Source organism: Gymnodinialimonas sp. (genome assembly GCF_059726805.1).
This window is the reverse complement of the sequence record NZ_AP041059.1, coordinates 326,966-342,929: the sequence shown is the minus strand read 5'-3', so window position 1 is coordinate 342,929 and position 15,964 is coordinate 326,966. Positions and strand designations below refer to the sequence as shown.

Here is a 15,964-nt window from a genome sequence, read left to right as displayed (position 1 = left end):
TACTAAATACGGTTAGTTTCGCGCCAACCGGCCCAAGGGCTCGGGGGATAGACAGCAGGAGAATAAGCACATGGCAACCAAACCCATGACCAAAACACAACTCGTCGCCGCGCTGGCAGACGAGATGGGCGGCGACAAGAAAGCCGCAGGCGCAGCACTGGATGCAGTGGTGTCCGTGATCACCAAGGAAGTCGCCGCAGGCGGCGCCGTGACCCTTCCCGGCATCGGCAAAGTCTACTGCCGCGAGCGTCCCGAGCGTATGGTCCGCAACCCCGCCACGGGCGAGCAGATCAAGAAAGAGGCCGACAAGCAGGTGAAAGTCACCATCGCCAAGGCGCTCAAGGATTCCGTGAACGGCTGATTGCTGTCCACCTGAAGACATGAAAGGGTCGCGCCATCAGGGCGCGGCCCTTTTGCTTTTGAGGGACGGGCTGATGGACGTGCGAGCGGTGGTTATGGGGCTGACCTTCGCCCTGATCTGGTCCTCCGCCTTCACCTCGGCCCGGATCATCGTAGAGGCGGCGCCGCCGCTTTATTCGCTGTCCGCGCGGTTCCTCCTCTCAGGTCTGATCGGGATTTCCATCGCGCTCGCGTTGGGGCAACGGTTCAACCTGACGCGGAACCAATGGCGCGCGGTGGTGATCTTTGGCCTCTGCCAGAACGCGATTTACCTGGGCCTGAACTTCGTCGCGATGCAGACGATCGAGGCATCCTTCGCGGCGATCATCGCCTCGACCATGCCGCTGCTGGTGGCGTTGGCGAATTGGACCCTCTTCAAGGAGCGGCTTCCGCTGGTGGGCATCGCCGGGATGATTGCCGGGTTCGCGGGTGTCGCGCTGATCATGGCACAGCGGTTTGGTGGCGGGGCGGATCCTTACGGCATCGTGCTGTGCCTGATCGCCGCCGTCGCCCTGACCGCCGCGACGCTGACCGTCAAAAGCGCCTCGTCCGACGGGGGCAACCTGTTGATGATCGTGGGGCTGCAGATGATCGTAGGCTCTGTCGCGCTGCTGTTCCCGGCGATGGCGTTCGAGACGCTGACGGTCGATTGGACCACGCCCTTCATCCTCGCCTTCGTCTACACCACCCTGATGCCGGGTCTTGCCGCGACGCTGATCTGGTTCCTGCTGGTCGGCCGCATCGGGCCGACGCGGGCGGCGACGTACCACTTCCTGAACCCGGTCTTCGGGGTCGTCATCGCCTATCTGCTGCTGTCCGAGAGCCTCAGCTGGATCGATGCCCTTGGCGTGGTGATCATCGCGGGCGGGATCCTGGCGGTGCAAAGGGCGCGGATCGCGGCCTGAGCGCTCACGAACGGTTTAAGTGACAGCCACAGGCGGGTGCGGCATCACCGCCCCATGGAATTCCTGCTTGCCTATGCCGCCGGGCTTTTGACCCTGATCAACCCCTGCGTTCTGCCGGTCCTGCCCATCGTGTTGGCGGGTTCGCTGCAATCGTCGCGCTATGGCCCGCTGGCGCTGGCCGGGGGCATGGGGCTGGCGTTTGTGACCATCGGTTTCGGCATCATCGCGGCGGGTCATCTTGTGGGCCTGCGGGCCGAGACGGTCTCTACCGCCGGTGCTGTGTTGATGATGGTTTTCGGCGCGGTGCTGATGGTGCCGCAGCTGTCGGCGCGGTTTGCCACCGCCACGGCAGGTGTGGCCGCGAAAGCCGATGACGGGATGCGCGATATGCAGACCGATGGCTGGCAGGGGCAGTTCATCGGCGGTCTGCTGTTGGGCGCGGTCTGGAGCCCCTGTGTGGGGCCTGTCTTGGGCTCGGCAATATCGCTCGCCTCCCAAGGGGAAGAGCTGTTGCGCGCCTTTGCCATCATGCTTTCCTTCGCCCTCGGGATCGGCACGATCATCGTCACGCTTGGCTACGCGGCCCGCTCGGCGCTGCAAAAGCGCATGGGCACGCTGCGCGCCTTCGCGACGGCCTCGCGCCCGTTCCTGGGCGTGGTGTTCTTCCTCGTGGGCCTTGCGATTTACATGCGCTGGCACCTGATGGCCGAGATCTGGCTGCTCGACCGGATGCCGATCTGGCTGCAAGACCTTTCTGTTTCGATCTAATCAACCGGAGACACCCCCCATGAACCGTCGCACGCTTATCCTGTCCGCCACCGCCTTTGCTCTGGCACCGCTCAGCGCGCTGGCCAATATGATCGACTACACCCCCGGCAGCGCCGAGGCCGCGATCAATGCCGGAGAGACCGTGTTCGTGGATTTCGCCGCCGATTGGTGCTCTACCTGCCGCAGTCAGGAGCGGACGATTAACGCGCTGCGCCAGGCGAACCCGGCCTATGACGCCGCCATCACCTTCTACCGCGTGGATTGGGACGATTACGGGCGCGGCGATCTGGCGACGTCTCTCAACATTCCGCGCCGCTCCACCCTGGTGATGTTCCGCGGTGGCGTGGAAGTGGGTCGCCTGGTGGCGGGCACACGGGAAGGCGACATCCGCGCGCTGCTGGACGCCGGGCTTTAAGCCGAGGCTCTAGGACCCAACGGTGGTGACGACGGCGAGGTTATCGAGCGTCCACTGCGCCTCCCCCGCCACGTCAGCGCTTAGCCGCAGGACCATGGTCTCGCCGGGTTCTGTGGTGTGAAGCCGGACGTGAAGGGTCACGAAATCGGTGCTGGCGCCGGGCAACGCCGCCTCCGCCGGGCGGGGGCTGACGGCAAGGGTCTGGACGGCGAGCGTGACGCCGTCCGGTTCCGTGACGCTCAACGTGATATCTTCGGGCGCGGCACCCTCGGCAAGCTCTGCCGTCAGCACAAGGTCCTGACCGAGGGACAGCTGAAGCCCGCCCTCCGCCGCCCAATCGCCAACGAGGTGCAGGTCAAACGTGGCCACGGCTTCCGTGGCATTGGCGGGCATCGCAAAGGATCGCTGCACCGGCTCCACCCCGAAGGGGCCCAGAACGGGGCCCAGACCCGGCAAGCGGTCACTGGTGGACGCGGGCGTCCAGCCTTCGGCGTTGAAGCTGAAATCCTGGAACGCGAGCAGCGTGTCATTCCCGCCCAACTCTTGAAAACCGGTCAACGTGGCCGCATCGGCATCCACCGTACTGCGCAGCATGGTGCCCACAAGAAACAAGGTGGCGATGCAGGCGACGGCCAGCACCATCCAATCAATCGTTATATGGCCGCGCGGCGACCGATCTGTTTGAGCCTTCTGCCCCATCAGACATCCAATTCTATGAACCCCAGTCCCGCCTTATTTTTGGCGAAATGTGGCGGGAACAAGGCAAGGATTGGACCGTTTTGCCACATTGTTCCGCACTTTGCATCAAAGCGCTTCTATCCCGTGGATTGGGCGGAAAACCCCTAAAGGTTTAACGAAACCTTACCCGATTTTCCCCCGGGTTTCGCCGATGGCGCCGCCGATTTGGCCCCGGTGCAGCAGGATATGGTCCAGCAGGACGCAGGCCATCATCGCCTCACCCACCGGAACGGCCCTGATTCCCACGCAAGGATCATGGCGCCCCTTGGTGATGATCTGCGCAGGCGCGCCGCCTTTGGTGATCGTCGCGCGGGGCGTCAGGATCGAGGACGTGGGCTTCACGGCGAAACGCACGATGACGTCTTGGCCGGTGGAAATGCCCCCGAGGATGCCGCCCGCGTGGTTGGAGGAATACTCCGGGCCATCCGCGCCCATGTGGATCTCATCGGCATTGGCAGAGCCGGTCAGGGCCGCCGCTGCCATGCCGTCGCCAATCTCGACCCCCTTCACGGCGTTGATGCTCATCATCGCGGCGGCAAGGTCAGTGTCGAGCTTGCCATAGATCGGCGCACCGAGGCCTGCAGGCAGCCCGCTGGCGCGCACTTCGATCACTGCGCCGACGCTGTCGCCGGACTTGCGCAGACCGTCGAGGTACGTGGCCCATTCCTCGGCGGCTTGGGCATCAGGCACCCAGAACGGGTTCTCCTCCACCTGCGCCAGGTCGAACCGGTCGCGGTCAATCCCGTGCGGCCCCATCTGCACCATGTAGCCGCTGATCTTCACCTGCGGGGCCAGCGCCGCAAGCGCCAACCGCGCGACGCCACCCGCCGCGACCCGCGCCGCCGTTTCACGGGCCGAGGACCGGCCGCCGCCGCGCGGATCGCGGATGCCGTATTTCTGCCAATAAGTGATGTCGGCGTGGCCGGGGCGGAACTTCTCGGCGATGTCGCCGTAATCCTTGGATCGCTGGTCGGTATTGCGGATCATCAACTGAATGGGCGTGCCGGTGCTGTGGCCCTCATAGACGCCCGACAAGATCTCCACCTCATCGGCCTCGCGCCGCTGGGTGGTGTATTTGTTCTGGCCGGGCTTGCGCCGGTCCAGCCAATGCTGGATCGCGCCCGCGTCGACCGCGACGCCGGGCGGGCAGCCATCGACCGTGGCCCCCAAGGCGGGGCCGTGGCTTTCGCCCCAGGTGGTGACGCGGAACAGGTGACCGTAGGAATTCATACTCATGCCGCCCCGATTATCCCTGTGCGACCGTTTTGCCAAGCCGCCCGTTTGCCAAGCCGCTTGCCGCCGCGTCCGCATTGCCCTACGTCTAGCCGTACCTCGGGGGGCCTCGTGCATCTGACGATACACATGGCTGAGATAGCGAAAGCTGACCCGTTGAACCTGAACCGGTTAACACCGGCGGAGGGAAGGTTATCGCGGGCCAGACGCCCCCGGACTTCACTTCGCCCATAGCTTTGGAGGAGTGAGTTATGAACCTCACCAACACCACGATCATCGCTACGGGTATGACCCTTTTGGCAAGCACTGCATTCGCGCAGGACAATGTGCTGACGGTCTACACCTATGACAGCTTCATTTCCGAGTGGGGCCCCGGCCCCGCCGTTGAGCTGGCGTTCGAGGAAATCTGCGACTGCAATCTGCAGTTCACCGCCACCGGCGACGGCGCGGCGTTGCTGGCGCGGCTGCGGCTGGAGGGTGAACGCTCGGACGCCGATATCATCCTGGGCATCGACACCAACCTGACCGCCGCCGCGGTGGAAGCCGGGCTGATGGCCGAGCATGGACTGTCACCCGAGGGCCTGACCCTGCCCGTGGCCTGGGACGACCCCAATTTCCTGCCCTTCGACTGGGGATACTTCGCCTTCGTCCATCGCACGGATATGGAGAACGTGCCGGGGAGTTTCGAGGAACTCGCGGCCTCTGACGCCTCTGTCGTGATCCAGGATCCCCGCTCGTCCACCCCCGGCCTTGGGCTGTTGATGTGGGTGCAGAACGCCTACGGCGACCGCGCGGGCGAAATCTGGGACGGCCTGGCCGACAACGTGCTGACCGTGACGCCCGGCTGGTCCGAGGGCTATGGCCTGTTCCTGGACGGCGAAGCGGACATGGTCCTGTCCTACACGACCTCGCCCGCCTATCACCTGATCGCCGAGACCGACAATTCCATCACCGCTGCCGCCTTCAGCGAAGGGCATTACATGCAGATTGAGGTCGCTGGCATGTTGCAGACGGCGGACAATCCGGAGCTGGCGCAGCAATTCCTTGATTTCATGACCTCGCCCGCGTTCCAGACGATCATCCCTCAGACCAACTGGATGTACCCTGCCGCCTTGCCCGCCGATCAGCTGCCCGAGGGGTTCGAGACGCTGATCCAGCCGGAAGCCGCGTTGATCTTCTCCCCCGAGGATGCGGCCAGCGTCCGCGATGAAGCATTGGCCGTATGGCAAAACGCGCTCAGCCAGTAACACCGTTGCAAGTGACCGGCGGGGCCTTTGTCCTGCTGGTCATTCTGATGATCCTGGGGCCCCTCGGCGCGGTTGTTTTTCGGGCCGAGGGGTTTTCCGGCCTGCGCGCGGCCGATTGGGCCGCGGTGCGGTTCACGCTGCTACAGGCGTTCCTGTCGGCGGTTGTCTCGTGCCTGGCGGCCATCCCCGTGGCGCGGGCCTTGGCCCGGCGCCGGTTTCGGGGGCGGGGCGCCTACATCTCGCTGATGGGCGCGCCGTTCATCCTGCCGGTCATCGTCGCCGTCATGGGCCTTCTGGCGATCTTTGGGCGCGCCGGGTGGCTGAACGCGGCACTGGAGGCCATCGGCGCGGGCAGCATCGAGATCTACGGCCTTGCGGGCGTTGTCCTGGCCCATGTGTTCCTGAACCTGCCGCTGGCCACGCGCTTGCTGCTGCAAGCCTGGCTTGCCGTCCCGGCAGAGCGGATCCGGCTGGCCCATTCGCTCAACTTCACTGCCGCTGACATGCGCCACCACTTTGAATGGCCGCTGCTGCGCGCGACCCTGCCCGGCGCGGCGCTGGTGATCTTCCTGATCTGCACCACCAGCTTTGCGGTGGCGCTGATCCTGGGCGGCGGCCCTGCCGCCACAACCGTAGAGCTGGCGATCTACCAGGCGTTCCAGTTCGACTTCGATCTTGGCCGTGCCGCCCTGCTGGGGGTGATCCAGGTGGCCATCTGTATCGGCGCGGGCCTGGTTGCCTGGCGCTTTGCCTCGGCAGCGGATTTCGGCGGCGGGCTGGACCGCCCGGCGATGGGCTGGCCGGGGGATACGGGGGCAGCGCGCCTCTTTGACCGCGCCGCCCTGGTCACGGCGGGGGCCTTTCTGCTGCTGCCGCTGGCCGCCGTGACGGGCCAGGGCATCGGCGCGATCTGGGGGTTGCCGCTGTCGACGTGGGAGGCGGCGCTGCGGTCGATCCTGCTGGCGCTGGCCTCCACCGCGTTGGCGGTGTCGCTGGCCCTGCCCATCGCGCTGCTGATCGCCGGTAAAGCGGCGCGGGCGGGGTTGGAGGGCGTGGGGCTTTTGTCCATCGCGGTGTCGCCGCTGGTTGTCGGCACCGGGCTGTTCATCCTGATCTTTCCGGTGGCCGACCCTGTGGCGCTGTCGCTTCCCATTACCGGGCTGGTGAACGCGCTGGTCGCGCTGCCGTTCCTGCTACGCGCTTTGATCCCGGCCGCGACCCAGGCGGAGGCAACGCAGGGGCGGCTTGCTGATGCGCTGGGGATGCGGGGCATGGCGCGGCTGCGGCACGCGATCCTGCCGCGCTTGCGCCGCCCGCTCGGGTTCGGCGCGGGGCTTGCGGCGGCGTTCTCCATGGGCGATCTGGGCGTCATCGCGTTGTTTTCAGCTCAGGGGCAGGAGACGCTGCCGCTGGAGATGTACCGCCTGTTCGGATCCTATCGCACCAATGATGCGCAGGGGGCGGCGGTTTTGCTGATGGCGCTGTCGCTGGGGATGTTCTGGCTTTTTGATCGAGGGGGCCGCGTGAATGCTGCATCTTGAGAATGTCCGCGTGCGACAGGGCAGCTTCACGCTGGAGGCAGACCTGCGCATTCCGAAGGGCGCGCGGGTCGCGCTGATGGGCGCGTCGGGGTCGGGCAAATCCACGCTGCTGTCGACGCTGTCGGGGTTCTTGTGGCCCGACGCGGGACGGATCACGATGGCGGACACCGAGGTGACCACCGCGCCTGTGGCTGACCGCCCGATCTCGATCCTGTTCCAGGACGGGAACCTTTTCCCGCACCTTTCCGTGTCGGACAATATCGCCCTTGGCATCGCGCCGGACCTGAAGTTGACGCCCGAGGATCGCGCCCGCGTGGCGGAGGCACTGGCGAAGGTGGATCTGGACGGCATGGGCGCACGGATGCCGTCGGAGCTTTCCGGCGGGCAGCAGAGCCGTGTCGCGCTGGCACGGATGCTGTTGCGGGACAAGACGATCGCGCTGCTGGATGAGCCGTTCTCGGCCCTCGACCCCGGCTTGCGGCGCGAGATGTTGGGGCTTGTCCGCAGCCTTTGTGATGAGACCGGGCAGACGCTGATCATGGCGACCCATGACCTCCGCGATGCGGAGCGTCTCTGCGACCGGGTGCTGCTTCTGGACGGGGGCAAGGTGGCGCTGGACGGGCTGCTTTCGGAGGCGATTGCCGATAATGCGGCGCCGCTGCGGCCCTGGATGTAGACGGTGGGTTTCACCCACCCTACGCCGGTGAGCGGCGGGAGCGGTTGCTGAAGACCTGGACGTGACCCGGGGGTGCTCAAGCTTGAGCAGGGGGTTAAACCCCTGATAAAAAACCATTTAAGTGTTAACGCGGTTTGCGCACGGGCCTGAAACGCAAAACGCGCCCTCGAAAGGGCGCGCTGCACATTCAAATGGGTGGTCTGCTTATTCAGCCGGCATTTGGCCCTTGGCCCGCTTCTTGACCGGCGCCCAGAGGCGCTTGTTGGTCAGATACAAAAGGACCGAGAAGATGCCGAGGATGATGACCGCCACGAGGCCCATCTGCTTGCGCGCCATCATGTGCGGCTCTGCCGCCCACATCAGAAACGCGGAGACGTCTTCGGCCATCTGGCTTTCCGTCGCGATCGTGCCATCGGCATACTCAACCGCGCCTTCCCACAGCGGGGGCGCCATGGAGATCAGGCCGCCTTCCATCGTCGTGTTCTCGTAGAGAACGGCGCCGAACTGCTCTACCTCTTCGCCGGTGTAATGGGTGAGAAGCGAGTAGATGTACTCGGGCCCACCCAGACCATAGATCAGCGGATAGATCGCCGTGCCGCGCGGGCCGGAGAAACCGGTGCGGGCTTTCGCCATCAGGCTGAGGTCCGGGGCGCCGACACCGTCGTTGACGGGGAAGTTGTCGTTCGGCGTGGCCATACGCCAATCCTGCAACTCTTCGTCATAGACCTCGATGAAGTTCTCATCGATGTAGGCGCGCACCTCGTCCATCGTCCAACCGATGCCGCCCTCATCCGCGAGGGTGCGGAGGGGGACGTATTGCAGGCCGTGACAGCCTGCGCAGACCTCGGTGTAGACCTGAAGGCCCCGCTGCAGCTGGTCCTGGTCAAAGGTGCCGAACGGCCCCTGGAACGAGAACGGGACGTTGGTGATATCACCCGCGCCGCCAGCTGCCATCGCGCCGCCGGTGGAGAGGGCCAGCGCCGTGGTGGCGCTGATTGCTAGTTTCCTGAACATTGTCAGATCCTCTCTCTTACTCTGCCGGAGAGGCCGCAGGGGCCGTTCCGGAACCGGGTGTGCCGCTGTGGCTGCGCACCTGCTCGTTGAAGTCTTCTTCGATGGTCTCGGGCTGCGGCAGCGGCTTCTCGATCACGCCCAGGAGGGGCAGGATCACGAGGAAGTACGCGAACCAATAGGCGGCACCGATCAGCGAGATGTAGGGATAGATCCCTTCCGCCGGACGGGCACCCACCCAGGTGAGGACCACGAAGTTCACGGCAAACACCCAGAACCACCACTTGAACATCGGGCGATAGCGGCCCGAGCGCACGGAGGAGGTATCGAGCCAGGGGGCCAGGGCCATCACCAGGATGGCGCCGAACATGGCGATCACACCGAAGAACTTCGCGTCGACGATACCGCCGGTCAGGAAGTCGGCTGCGATCACGACCCAAACCTCACCGTCGAAGGCACGCAGGATCGCGTAGAACGGCAGGAAGTACCATTCGGGCACGATGTGGGCGGGCGTCGCCAGGGGGTTCGCCTCGATATAGTTATCGGGGTGGCCCAGGTAGTTCGGCATGAAGCCCACGATGGCAAAGAAGATCACCAGGATCACGGCCAGCGCAAAAAGGTCCTTGATCACGAAGTAGGGCCAGAACGGCAGCGTGTCCGCCTCGGCTTCTTTCTTCGAGGTGCGGCGCACTTCAACACCGGTGGGGTTGTTGTTGCCCGTGGTGTGGAAGGCCCAGACGTGCACGATCACCAGGCCCAGGATCAGGAAGGGCAGCAGGTAGTGCAGCGACAGGAAGCGGTTCAGCGTGGCGTTGTCCACCGCCGGTCCGCCCAGAAGCCAGGTCTGGATGCCTTCACCGATGAACGGGATAGCGCCGAAAAGGCCGGTGATCACGGTCGCGCCCCAGAAGGACATCTGACCCCAGGGCAGAACGTAGCCCATGAACGCGGTGCCCATCATCAGCACGTAGATCAGCATACCGATGATCCATGTGACTTCGCGGGGCGCCTTGTAGGAGCCATAGTAGAGGCCGCGGAAGATGTGCAGGTAGACGGCGATGAAGAACAGCGAGGCGCCGTTCTGGTGGATGTAGCGGATCGCCCACCCCCCGTTGACGTTGCGCATGATGTGTTCGACCGAGGCAAAGGCCATGTCGACATGCGGCGTGTAGTGCATCACCAGAAGCACGCCGGTGATGATCTGCATCACCAGACAGAAGACGAGCACGATGCCGAAGATCCACATCCAGTTGAGGTTCTTGGGCGTCGGGATCATCAGTGTGTCATACATCAGACCGACAATCGGCAGGCGGCGGTGAAGCCACTTTTCCGGCCGGGAATTCGGTTCGTAATGGTCGTGGGGAATACCACCCATGTGTTTATCCTCCGTTAACCGAGCAAAATGGTTGAATCGTCGATGAATTCTGCCGCCGGGATGGGCAGGTTCGTGGGCGCGGGACCCTGACGGATGCGCCCTGCGGTGTCGTAGTGAGAGCCGTGGCAGGGGCAGAACCAGCCGCCGAAGTTGCCGGCACCCTCACCGATGGGCACGCAGCCCAGGTGCGTACACACGCCCTGCATCACCAGCCACTCGCCGGTGTTCTCACCGTCGGCGGTGGCCAGGGTGCGGTTGATATCCGCGCCGTCGGCGCCTTCGGCGTTTTCGTTGCGGGCGTCGTTATCGACCAGCTCGTCCAGTTCAACGGCGCGCCCGGCCTCGATCTCTTCCTCCGTGCGACGGCGGATGAAGATCGGCTTGCCGAGGAATAGAACCGTCAGCTGGGTGCCGGGCTCCAGGCTCGACACGTCCACGCGCAGCTGGCTGGCAGCTTGCACGTCGGCGGAGGGGTTCATGGAGTTCACCAGCGGCCAAGCCGCGGCGCCTGTCACGACAACGCCGGTGCCGGCAGTGGCGTAGTACAGAAAATCCCGGCGATCGCCGGACGGATCATGCGTATCTGACACGAGCTCTGCGTCCTTTCTCTCTGGGCGTGCACGTCTGCGCGCCTGGAAACGTCTGTTTCTCGGGCACGGAATCTTTCCGGCCCAAGGCTGCTGTTGCTGTTACTGGCAGACGTTATAGGCGTCCAGCGGACAAACGCGCACATCGGGGCGGAAATGTCGCATTTCTCAGCGCGAAAAACATCTTACGGGCGAATTTCATAGGAGAATGCATCACCCGGTTGAATCCTTTCGGTGGATTCTGGGGCCTAATCCTCGAACAGGGCGGTGGGGTGGCCGTCGATGGTTTCCACGTTCTTGCGCCGCCAGAAGGCATCGGTGCCCTCTTCGCCGAGGTTCTCGAAATAGGGGATCATCTCGACGGCGGAGCGGTCGGATTTGTAGTCCATGAAAGGCACGCCGGAGCCGCAGGACATGTTCACCGACTGGATCTGCATGTCGAAGATCTGCCGGGTGCCCGCCATCTTGGGAAAGCGCGCGGCGGCCTCGTCCCAGCCCGCGTCGCGGGGATGGATGGCCTTGGCGGTGCCATAGAGGCGCAGGATCAGCGCGTCGCCTTCAAAAGCGCAGAACATCAGGGTCATGCGGTCCGATTGCAGCAGGTGGCCCGCGGTTTCATTGCCGCTGCCCGAGAGGTTGAGCCATTGCACATGGGTGTCGCTGAGGATGCGCAGGCTGTCGGCGCCCTTGGGCGACATGTTCACGCGGCCCGTGGGGGCGGCGGTGGCGACGAAGAACATCTGCTGGCGTTCAATGAACGCGCGCAGGGTGCCGTTGAGTTTTTCACCGAGAGGCATGGGGAGGGCTCCTTTTGGCAGGAACGTACCGCGAACATGGGCGTTTGGCGAGTCCTCAAACGGCTGGGTGACCCCCGCCCTACAGGGTTGCGCGCATCAGACGGTGCATTATGCCGGAGCCGTCGTCGTATTCCGGCCCCTCGGCGACAAAGCCCAGGCGCTCGTAGAAGGGGATCGCGTAGACCTGGGATTCCAGCTCGGCCGTTTTGAAGCCGCGCGCGCGGGCGTCATCCATGAGCGCCCGCATGATCTTAGCCCCAAGGCCTGTGCCCCTATGCGCCTGCACCACGGCAACCCGCCCGATCTTGGCGCTGTCACCCTTGGCGATGATCCGCGCGGTGCCTGCGCCGTTTTTGGAACCCTCACCTGCAAGGTAATGCAGGCAGGTGGCGTCATCGGCATCCCATTCCTCGGCCTCGGGGATCTGCTGTTCTTCGATGAAGACCGCGCGGCGGATGTCGAAACAGGCCTGCCGCGCGGCGTCGGTGTCGGCCACGGCGATCTTCATTCAGGGGCGGTATCCACCATCGAGGGACGCTCGGCGAACCGCTTATACCAGGCGGCCAATGCATCGCGCCCGGCGCGCCAGTCGCGGTCTGAGTGGCGCAGGTCGAGATACCCGAGCGCGCAGGCGACGCTGATCTGGCCCATGTCGAGGGGGCCGTAGAGGTGGCTCATCCATTGCCGCTCCAACCCATCAAGCGAGCGCGTGACCTTGACCCATTGCGCATCGAACCAGTCGTTCCACCACAGCTCTTCCGGGCGCAGGCGCTGCTCATAGACGATGCCAACGGCGGCCTCCATGATGCCGTCACCCGTGGCCTCCAGGGTCAGCGTTTCCCAAAGCCGCTCTGCCGGATAGAGACCCGCACCCGCGCGGTCATCGAGGAAGCGGCAGACGACATTGCTGTCGTAGATCGTGGGGCCGCCTTCGCGCACCAGCGCGGGGATCTTGCCCAGGGGATTGGCGGAGTTCAGGCGGTCTTCCCCGCCCATCGGCGTGGCCGTGACCTGGACGTAAGGCACATCGGTGATGCCCGCCTCGGCCACCAAAACCCGCGCTTTGCGCACGAAGGGAGAGGCATCAGAGCCCAGAAGTTCAATCATGTCCGAGTATCCACTTATGTGAGTCGTCTTAACCGCAGACGGGCCAGCGCCGTCCCATCGACGCGAAACTTCGGACCAATTCGCCCGAGCCGCAAGGTCTTAGTGATTTTGCCCGAGGCAGCAAGCTGCCCGGGGGCCTTGCAGAGCTGCACCCCATCGGGGGCGGCGTTCATCTCGGCCTCCACGGCGGGGGAAAAGGAACCGCGAGGGGCCCAGCGAGCGGCGGCAAAGCCAGCTACGGCGACGGCACCATAGCGCAGGACCACAAAAGCCATCGGGGGGATATTGAGCGCCATGTAAATCGTCCTCTGTTGCAGAGTGATCCCTCAAATATAGGTGAGCGGCGCGTCCTTATCAATTGACGGCACGCCGCCGGTCATCAAGGCGCCGAGGGTTTCGACCTCGTGCCCGATGGGGCTTTGCTTGATCGCCTCCGCCGCGCCCGCGCGTGCGGCATCGGGTTTGTTCTGGTTCAGCTTCCAGGTCCCCTCGACCTCCTGCACCTCGAACCGGAAGGGCAGGATCTGCCGCATCATGCGTTCCAACGCATCGTCGGACATCTTGTCGGTGGTCCAGATCGGCTTGGGCGCAAGACGCCCCTCGAAATGGCCGGACAGCCTGTCCAGATGCTCCCGCATCAGGCCGCCGTCCATCGGGTGCAGGACGCCGCGCAGGTGGATGGCGACGTAGTTCCACGTCGGCACCTGATCGGGGGTCTCGTACCAATCGGGCGAGACATAACCATCGGGGCCGTTCACCGCGATCACCGCAGGCGTGGCCCGTGTCACATGGCGCGCGATGGGGTTGGAGCGCACCAGATGCAGCTCGGCCATTTGCCCCGCCTCATCCAGAAAGAACGGCACGTGAGAGATCATCGGCGCCGGGTCACCGTTCAGACACAGCATCCCGAAGCCCCGTTTCTGGCACATGGCGATGTTGGTGAAGGCAGGCTCTTGGCGGAACGCGGGGTTCGGATGCATGGGCGACCTCGTGACGTGTCGGGCGCCGTCACGCCAACAACTGGCGCCCGTTCTGCCCGGCGATGCTCTTACTGACGATACGGCCTTCTTGCTGATCCACGTGGAAAAGCACCTCCGTAAACTGTTCGGTCCGCCCCATTTTGGGGTTTTCCATCAGGATGTTGTGCAATTGCCCTATCTGTTTGGATAGGTGAGCCTGCACTGCCTTTTCCCCTTGGGCGCGAAGCCGTTTTGCGCGGGCCTTGATCGTGGGGCCATCGACGGCGGGCATTTTCGCGGCGGGCGTGCCTTCGCGGGCGCTGTAGGGGAAGACGTGGAGCCACGTCAGATCACATTCCGACACCAGTTTAAGCGAGTTCTCAAAGTGCGCGTCCGTCTCTGTCGGGAAGCCCGCGATGATGTCCGCGCCGAAGGTGATATCGGGGCGGAGACGCCGCGCGTCTTCGCAGAAGCGGATGGCGTCATCGCGCAGGTGGCGGCGTTTCATGCGTTTGAGGATCAGGTCGTCGCCGTGCTGGAGCGACAGGTGCAGATGCGGCATCAGGCGCGGTTCCGTCGCGATGGCCTGCATCAGGGCATCGTCGACTTCGATGCTATCGATGGAGCTGATCCGCAGGCGCGGCAGGTCCGGCACCAGTTTGAGGATGCGCAGGATCAGGTCGCCGAGCTTGGGGGCGGCAGGCAGATCCGCGCCCCAAGAGGTCATGTCGACGCCGGTCAGCACCACCTCGTTATATCCGCGATCCACGAGGCGTTTGATCTGGTCCACCACGACGCCCGCGGGGACAGAGCGGGAATTGCCGCGTCCGTAGGGAATAATGCAGAAGGTGCAGCGGTGGTCACAGCCGTTTTGCACCTGCACGTAGGCGCGGGAGCGGGTGCCGAAGCCGTCGATCAGATGCTCGGCCGTTTCGGTGACCGACATGATGTCGTTGACCTGGACCTTTTCCGTGTCCCCGATCAGGTCGAGTGTCGCCCAGGTTGCGGGGTCCATCTTTTCGGTATTGCCGAGGACGAGGTCGACCTCGTCCATTTGTTCGAACGTCTGGGGTTCGGTCTGGGCGGCGCAGCCGGTGACGATGAGCTTGGCGGTGGGGTTGTCGCGGCGGAGTTTGCGGATTTCCTGGCGGGCCTTGCGCACGGCCTCGGCGGTGACGGCGCAGGTGTTGACGACGACCGCGTTTTCGAGGCCCGCCTGGGTGGTCATCTCGCGCATCGCCTCTGTCTCATAGGCGTTGAGGCGGCAGCCGAGGGTATGGAAGACCGGGGCGGTCATAGGGCGTCGAGGAAGGCGGGCGTGAGTTCGCCCGAGAAGACATGGGCCGTGGCCCCGGTCATCCAGACGCCGTCATCGCGCCAGTCGATGTGGATCTCTCCGCCGTCCAGCGTCAGCTTGACGGACCGCCCCGTCAGCCCGCGCCGCGCGGCGGACACGGCGACCGCGCAGGACGAGGAGCCGGAGGCCAGCGTGATGCCAACGCCCCGTTCCCACACCCGCATGCGCAGGTGATCGGGGGCGATCACATGGGCGAACTGCACGTTGGTGCGTTCGGGAAACAGGGGGTGGCGTTCATATTTTGCGCCCAAGGTCGTCAGGTCCACGGCGTCGGCATCGGGCACGAAGAACGTGCAATGGGGGTTGCCCATGCCGGTGGCGACAGGGTTGCCATCGATTGGAAGGCTCAAGGTGTCGCACGCGCCTTTCAGCGGGATGCCTTTCCAGTTCATCACCGGATGGCCCATGTTCACCGACGTCATGCCGTTGCCGGCGTCCACCGCCTCCAACAACCCGCGCTCGGTCCGGAGCGTGATGCGGTGTTTGCCGGTCAGCTCCATCTCGCGCCGGGCGATGCAGCGGGTGGCATTCCCGCAGGCGCCCGCGGTGGAGCCATCGGCGTTCCAGAACGTCAGCATAAGGTCGCTGTCTGTCCCCGCCTCGATCACCGCGAGCTGGTCAAACCCCACGCCGCGATGCCGGTCGCCCAGCGCGCGCGCCAGGGCAGGCGTGACCGCACGTTCCACACCGCGCGCGTCGATGACAACGAAATCGTTGCCAAGGCCATGCATCTTCAGGAACGGCAAGCCGGGATATGTGTTCAGATCGGGCATTTGCCGCATATACGTGACGCCACGCTCAGTTCAAAGACCCCATCGCCGCTTTCCCGGAGGCGGCCGGGATTTTGAC

The 15,964-nt window shown here is 64.6% G+C and carries 19 protein-coding genes and 1 riboswitch; of the genes, 7 read left to right on the top strand and 12 right to left on the bottom strand.

Going from position 1 to position 15,964, the window contains the following annotated elements:
• The first annotated feature begins 70 nt into the window (after positions 1-70).
• The 4 genes from AC6I9R_RS01685 to AC6I9R_RS01670 all read left to right on the top strand — a co-directional run bounded on the left by AC6I9R_RS01685 (position 71) and on the right by AC6I9R_RS01670 (position 2,487).
• On the top strand, positions 71-361 hold the full coding sequence (locus AC6I9R_RS01685) for an HU family DNA-binding protein (RefSeq protein ID WP_461426836.1): 291 nt from the start codon (positions 71-73) through the stop codon (positions 359-361).
• A 73-nt stretch (positions 362-434) separates the two neighbouring features.
• Positions 435-1,304 (top strand): DMT family transporter, encoded by an 870-nt coding sequence (locus AC6I9R_RS01680; RefSeq protein ID WP_461426837.1) that lies wholly within the window; start codon positions 435-437, stop codon positions 1,302-1,304.
• A gap of 54 nt (positions 1,305-1,358) precedes the next feature.
• On the top strand, positions 1,359-2,072 hold the full coding sequence (locus AC6I9R_RS01675; protein WP_461426838.1) for a cytochrome c biogenesis CcdA family protein: 714 nt from the start codon (positions 1,359-1,361) through the stop codon (positions 2,070-2,072).
• A gap of 19 nt (positions 2,073-2,091) precedes the next feature.
• A complete protein-coding gene (locus AC6I9R_RS01670; protein ID WP_461426839.1) occupies positions 2,092-2,487 on the top strand; it encodes a thioredoxin family protein in 396 nt (131 codons plus the stop codon).
• Between the two features lie 9 nt (positions 2,488-2,496).
• Here AC6I9R_RS01670 and AC6I9R_RS01665 read toward each other — a convergent pair whose 3' ends face one another.
• Positions 2,497-3,186 (bottom strand): hypothetical protein, encoded by a 690-nt coding sequence (locus AC6I9R_RS01665; RefSeq protein ID WP_497863054.1) that lies wholly within the window; start codon positions 3,184-3,186, stop codon positions 2,497-2,499.
• Positions 3,187-3,348: 162 nt separating this feature from the next.
• The gene (gene aroC / locus AC6I9R_RS01660) at positions 3,349-4,461 is read right to left on the bottom strand and encodes a chorismate synthase (RefSeq protein ID WP_461426841.1); all 1,113 of its coding nucleotides are present in this window, start codon (positions 4,459-4,461) and stop codon (positions 3,349-3,351) included.
• Positions 4,462-4,548: 87 nt separating this feature from the next.
• A riboswitch (TPP riboswitch) is annotated at positions 4,549-4,664 on the top strand.
• Between the two features lie 45 nt (positions 4,665-4,709).
• On the opposite strand from aroC, the gene thiB reads away from it, so the two are divergent.
• Genes thiB through AC6I9R_RS01645 form a run of 3 tightly spaced genes read left to right on the top strand, consistent with a single transcriptional unit; the run spans position 4,710 to position 7,922 of the window.
• Positions 4,710-5,705 (top strand): thiamine ABC transporter substrate binding subunit, encoded by a 996-nt coding sequence (thiB, locus tag AC6I9R_RS01655; protein WP_461426842.1) that lies wholly within the window; start codon positions 4,710-4,712, stop codon positions 5,703-5,705.
• Complete coding sequence (locus tag AC6I9R_RS01650) at positions 5,681-7,246, top strand: thiamine/thiamine pyrophosphate ABC transporter permease ThiP (protein WP_461426843.1); 1,566 nt, start codon at positions 5,681-5,683, stop codon at positions 7,244-7,246. Before thiB ends, AC6I9R_RS01650 begins: the two co-directional genes overlap by 25 nt.
• On the top strand, positions 7,233-7,922 hold the full coding sequence (locus AC6I9R_RS01645) for a thiamine ABC transporter ATP-binding protein (protein ID WP_461426844.1): 690 nt from the start codon (positions 7,233-7,235) through the stop codon (positions 7,920-7,922). The genes AC6I9R_RS01650 and AC6I9R_RS01645 overlap by 14 nt, the downstream gene beginning before the upstream one ends.
• Positions 7,923-8,126: 204 nt before the next feature.
• Here the strand turns inward: AC6I9R_RS01645 and AC6I9R_RS01640 are convergent, their stop codons facing one another.
• From AC6I9R_RS01640 to dapF, 10 genes are all read right to left on the bottom strand, one after another.
• A complete protein-coding gene (locus AC6I9R_RS01640; RefSeq protein WP_461426845.1) occupies positions 8,127-8,936 on the bottom strand; it encodes a cytochrome c1 in 810 nt (269 codons plus the stop codon).
• 16 nt (positions 8,937-8,952) lie between these two features.
• Positions 8,953-10,308 (bottom strand): cytochrome b, encoded by a 1,356-nt coding sequence (locus AC6I9R_RS01635; RefSeq protein ID WP_461426846.1) that lies wholly within the window; start codon positions 10,306-10,308, stop codon positions 8,953-8,955.
• A 14-nt stretch (positions 10,309-10,322) separates the two neighbouring features.
• Complete coding sequence (petA, locus tag AC6I9R_RS01630; RefSeq protein WP_461426847.1) at positions 10,323-10,898, bottom strand: ubiquinol-cytochrome c reductase iron-sulfur subunit; 576 nt, start codon at positions 10,896-10,898, stop codon at positions 10,323-10,325.
• Between the two features lie 245 nt (positions 10,899-11,143).
• On the bottom strand, positions 11,144-11,692 hold the full coding sequence (locus AC6I9R_RS01625; RefSeq protein WP_461426848.1) for a pyridoxamine 5'-phosphate oxidase family protein: 549 nt from the start codon (positions 11,690-11,692) through the stop codon (positions 11,144-11,146).
• A 79-nt stretch (positions 11,693-11,771) separates the two neighbouring features.
• Positions 11,772-12,200 (bottom strand): GNAT family N-acetyltransferase, encoded by a 429-nt coding sequence (locus tag AC6I9R_RS01620; RefSeq protein ID WP_461426849.1) that lies wholly within the window; start codon positions 12,198-12,200, stop codon positions 11,772-11,774.
• Complete coding sequence (locus tag AC6I9R_RS01615; RefSeq protein WP_461427072.1) at positions 12,197-12,796, bottom strand: glutathione S-transferase; 600 nt, start codon at positions 12,794-12,796, stop codon at positions 12,197-12,199. Before AC6I9R_RS01615 ends, AC6I9R_RS01620 begins: the two co-directional genes overlap by 4 nt.
• Before the next feature lie 17 nt (positions 12,797-12,813).
• Positions 12,814-13,095, bottom strand: a complete 282-nt coding sequence (locus AC6I9R_RS01610) for a hypothetical protein (protein ID WP_461426850.1) — start codon at positions 13,093-13,095, stop codon at positions 12,814-12,816.
• A 30-nt stretch (positions 13,096-13,125) separates the two neighbouring features.
• Positions 13,126-13,779: an FMN-binding negative transcriptional regulator gene (locus AC6I9R_RS01605; RefSeq protein WP_461426851.1), complete on the bottom strand. Its 654-nt coding sequence runs from the start codon at positions 13,777-13,779 to the stop codon at positions 13,126-13,128.
• A gap of 28 nt (positions 13,780-13,807) precedes the next feature.
• Positions 13,808-15,055, bottom strand: coding sequence for a tRNA (N(6)-L-threonylcarbamoyladenosine(37)-C(2))-methylthiotransferase MtaB (mtaB, locus tag AC6I9R_RS01600; protein ID WP_461426852.1), 1,248 nt, complete (start codon positions 15,053-15,055; stop codon positions 13,808-13,810).
• Positions 15,052-15,897 (bottom strand): diaminopimelate epimerase, encoded by an 846-nt coding sequence (dapF, locus tag AC6I9R_RS01595; protein ID WP_461426853.1) that lies wholly within the window; start codon positions 15,895-15,897, stop codon positions 15,052-15,054. Before dapF ends, mtaB begins: the two co-directional genes overlap by 4 nt.
• Between the last annotated feature and the right edge of the window lie 67 nt (positions 15,898-15,964).

Bases quoted from the DNA above. Each gene is read 5' to 3' on its own strand.
- AC6I9R_RS01675 (WP_461426838.1), top strand. From the start codon at position 1,359: ATGGAATTCCTGCTTGCCTATGCCGCCGGGCTTTTGACCCTGATCAAC.
- AC6I9R_RS01685 (WP_461426836.1), top strand. From the start codon at position 71: ATGGCAACCAAACCCATGACCAAAACACAACTCGTCGCCGCGCTGGCA.
- AC6I9R_RS01605 (WP_461426851.1), bottom strand. From the start codon at position 13,779: ATGCATCCGAACCCCGCGTTCCGCCAAGAGCCTGCCTTCACCAACATC.
- thiB (WP_461426842.1), top strand. From the start codon at position 4,710: ATGAACCTCACCAACACCACGATCATCGCTACGGGTATGACCCTTTTG.
- AC6I9R_RS01665 (WP_497863054.1), bottom strand. From the start codon at position 3,186: ATGGGGCAGAAGGCTCAAACAGATCGGTCGCCGCGCGGCCATATAACG.
- dapF (WP_461426853.1), bottom strand. From the start codon at position 15,897: ATGCGGCAAATGCCCGATCTGAACACATATCCCGGCTTGCCGTTCCTG.
- aroC (WP_461426841.1), bottom strand. From the start codon at position 4,461: ATGAGTATGAATTCCTACGGTCACCTGTTCCGCGTCACCACCTGGGGC.
- AC6I9R_RS01640 (WP_461426845.1), bottom strand. From the start codon at position 8,936: ATGTTCAGGAAACTAGCAATCAGCGCCACCACGGCGCTGGCCCTCTCC.
- mtaB (WP_461426852.1), bottom strand. From the start codon at position 15,055: ATGACCGCCCCGGTCTTCCATACCCTCGGCTGCCGCCTCAACGCCTAT.
- AC6I9R_RS01670 (WP_461426839.1), top strand. From the start codon at position 2,092: ATGAACCGTCGCACGCTTATCCTGTCCGCCACCGCCTTTGCTCTGGCA.
- AC6I9R_RS01650 (WP_461426843.1), top strand. From the start codon at position 5,681: ATGGCAAAACGCGCTCAGCCAGTAACACCGTTGCAAGTGACCGGCGGG.
- AC6I9R_RS01620 (WP_461426849.1), bottom strand. From the start codon at position 12,200: ATGAAGATCGCCGTGGCCGACACCGACGCCGCGCGGCAGGCCTGTTTC.
- AC6I9R_RS01625 (WP_461426848.1), bottom strand. From the start codon at position 11,692: ATGCCTCTCGGTGAAAAACTCAACGGCACCCTGCGCGCGTTCATTGAA.
- AC6I9R_RS01680 (WP_461426837.1), top strand. From the start codon at position 435: ATGGACGTGCGAGCGGTGGTTATGGGGCTGACCTTCGCCCTGATCTGG.
- AC6I9R_RS01645 (WP_461426844.1), top strand. From the start codon at position 7,233: ATGCTGCATCTTGAGAATGTCCGCGTGCGACAGGGCAGCTTCACGCTG.
- AC6I9R_RS01610 (WP_461426850.1), bottom strand. From the start codon at position 13,095: ATGGCGCTCAATATCCCCCCGATGGCTTTTGTGGTCCTGCGCTATGGT.
- AC6I9R_RS01635 (WP_461426846.1), bottom strand. From the start codon at position 10,308: ATGGGTGGTATTCCCCACGACCATTACGAACCGAATTCCCGGCCGGAA.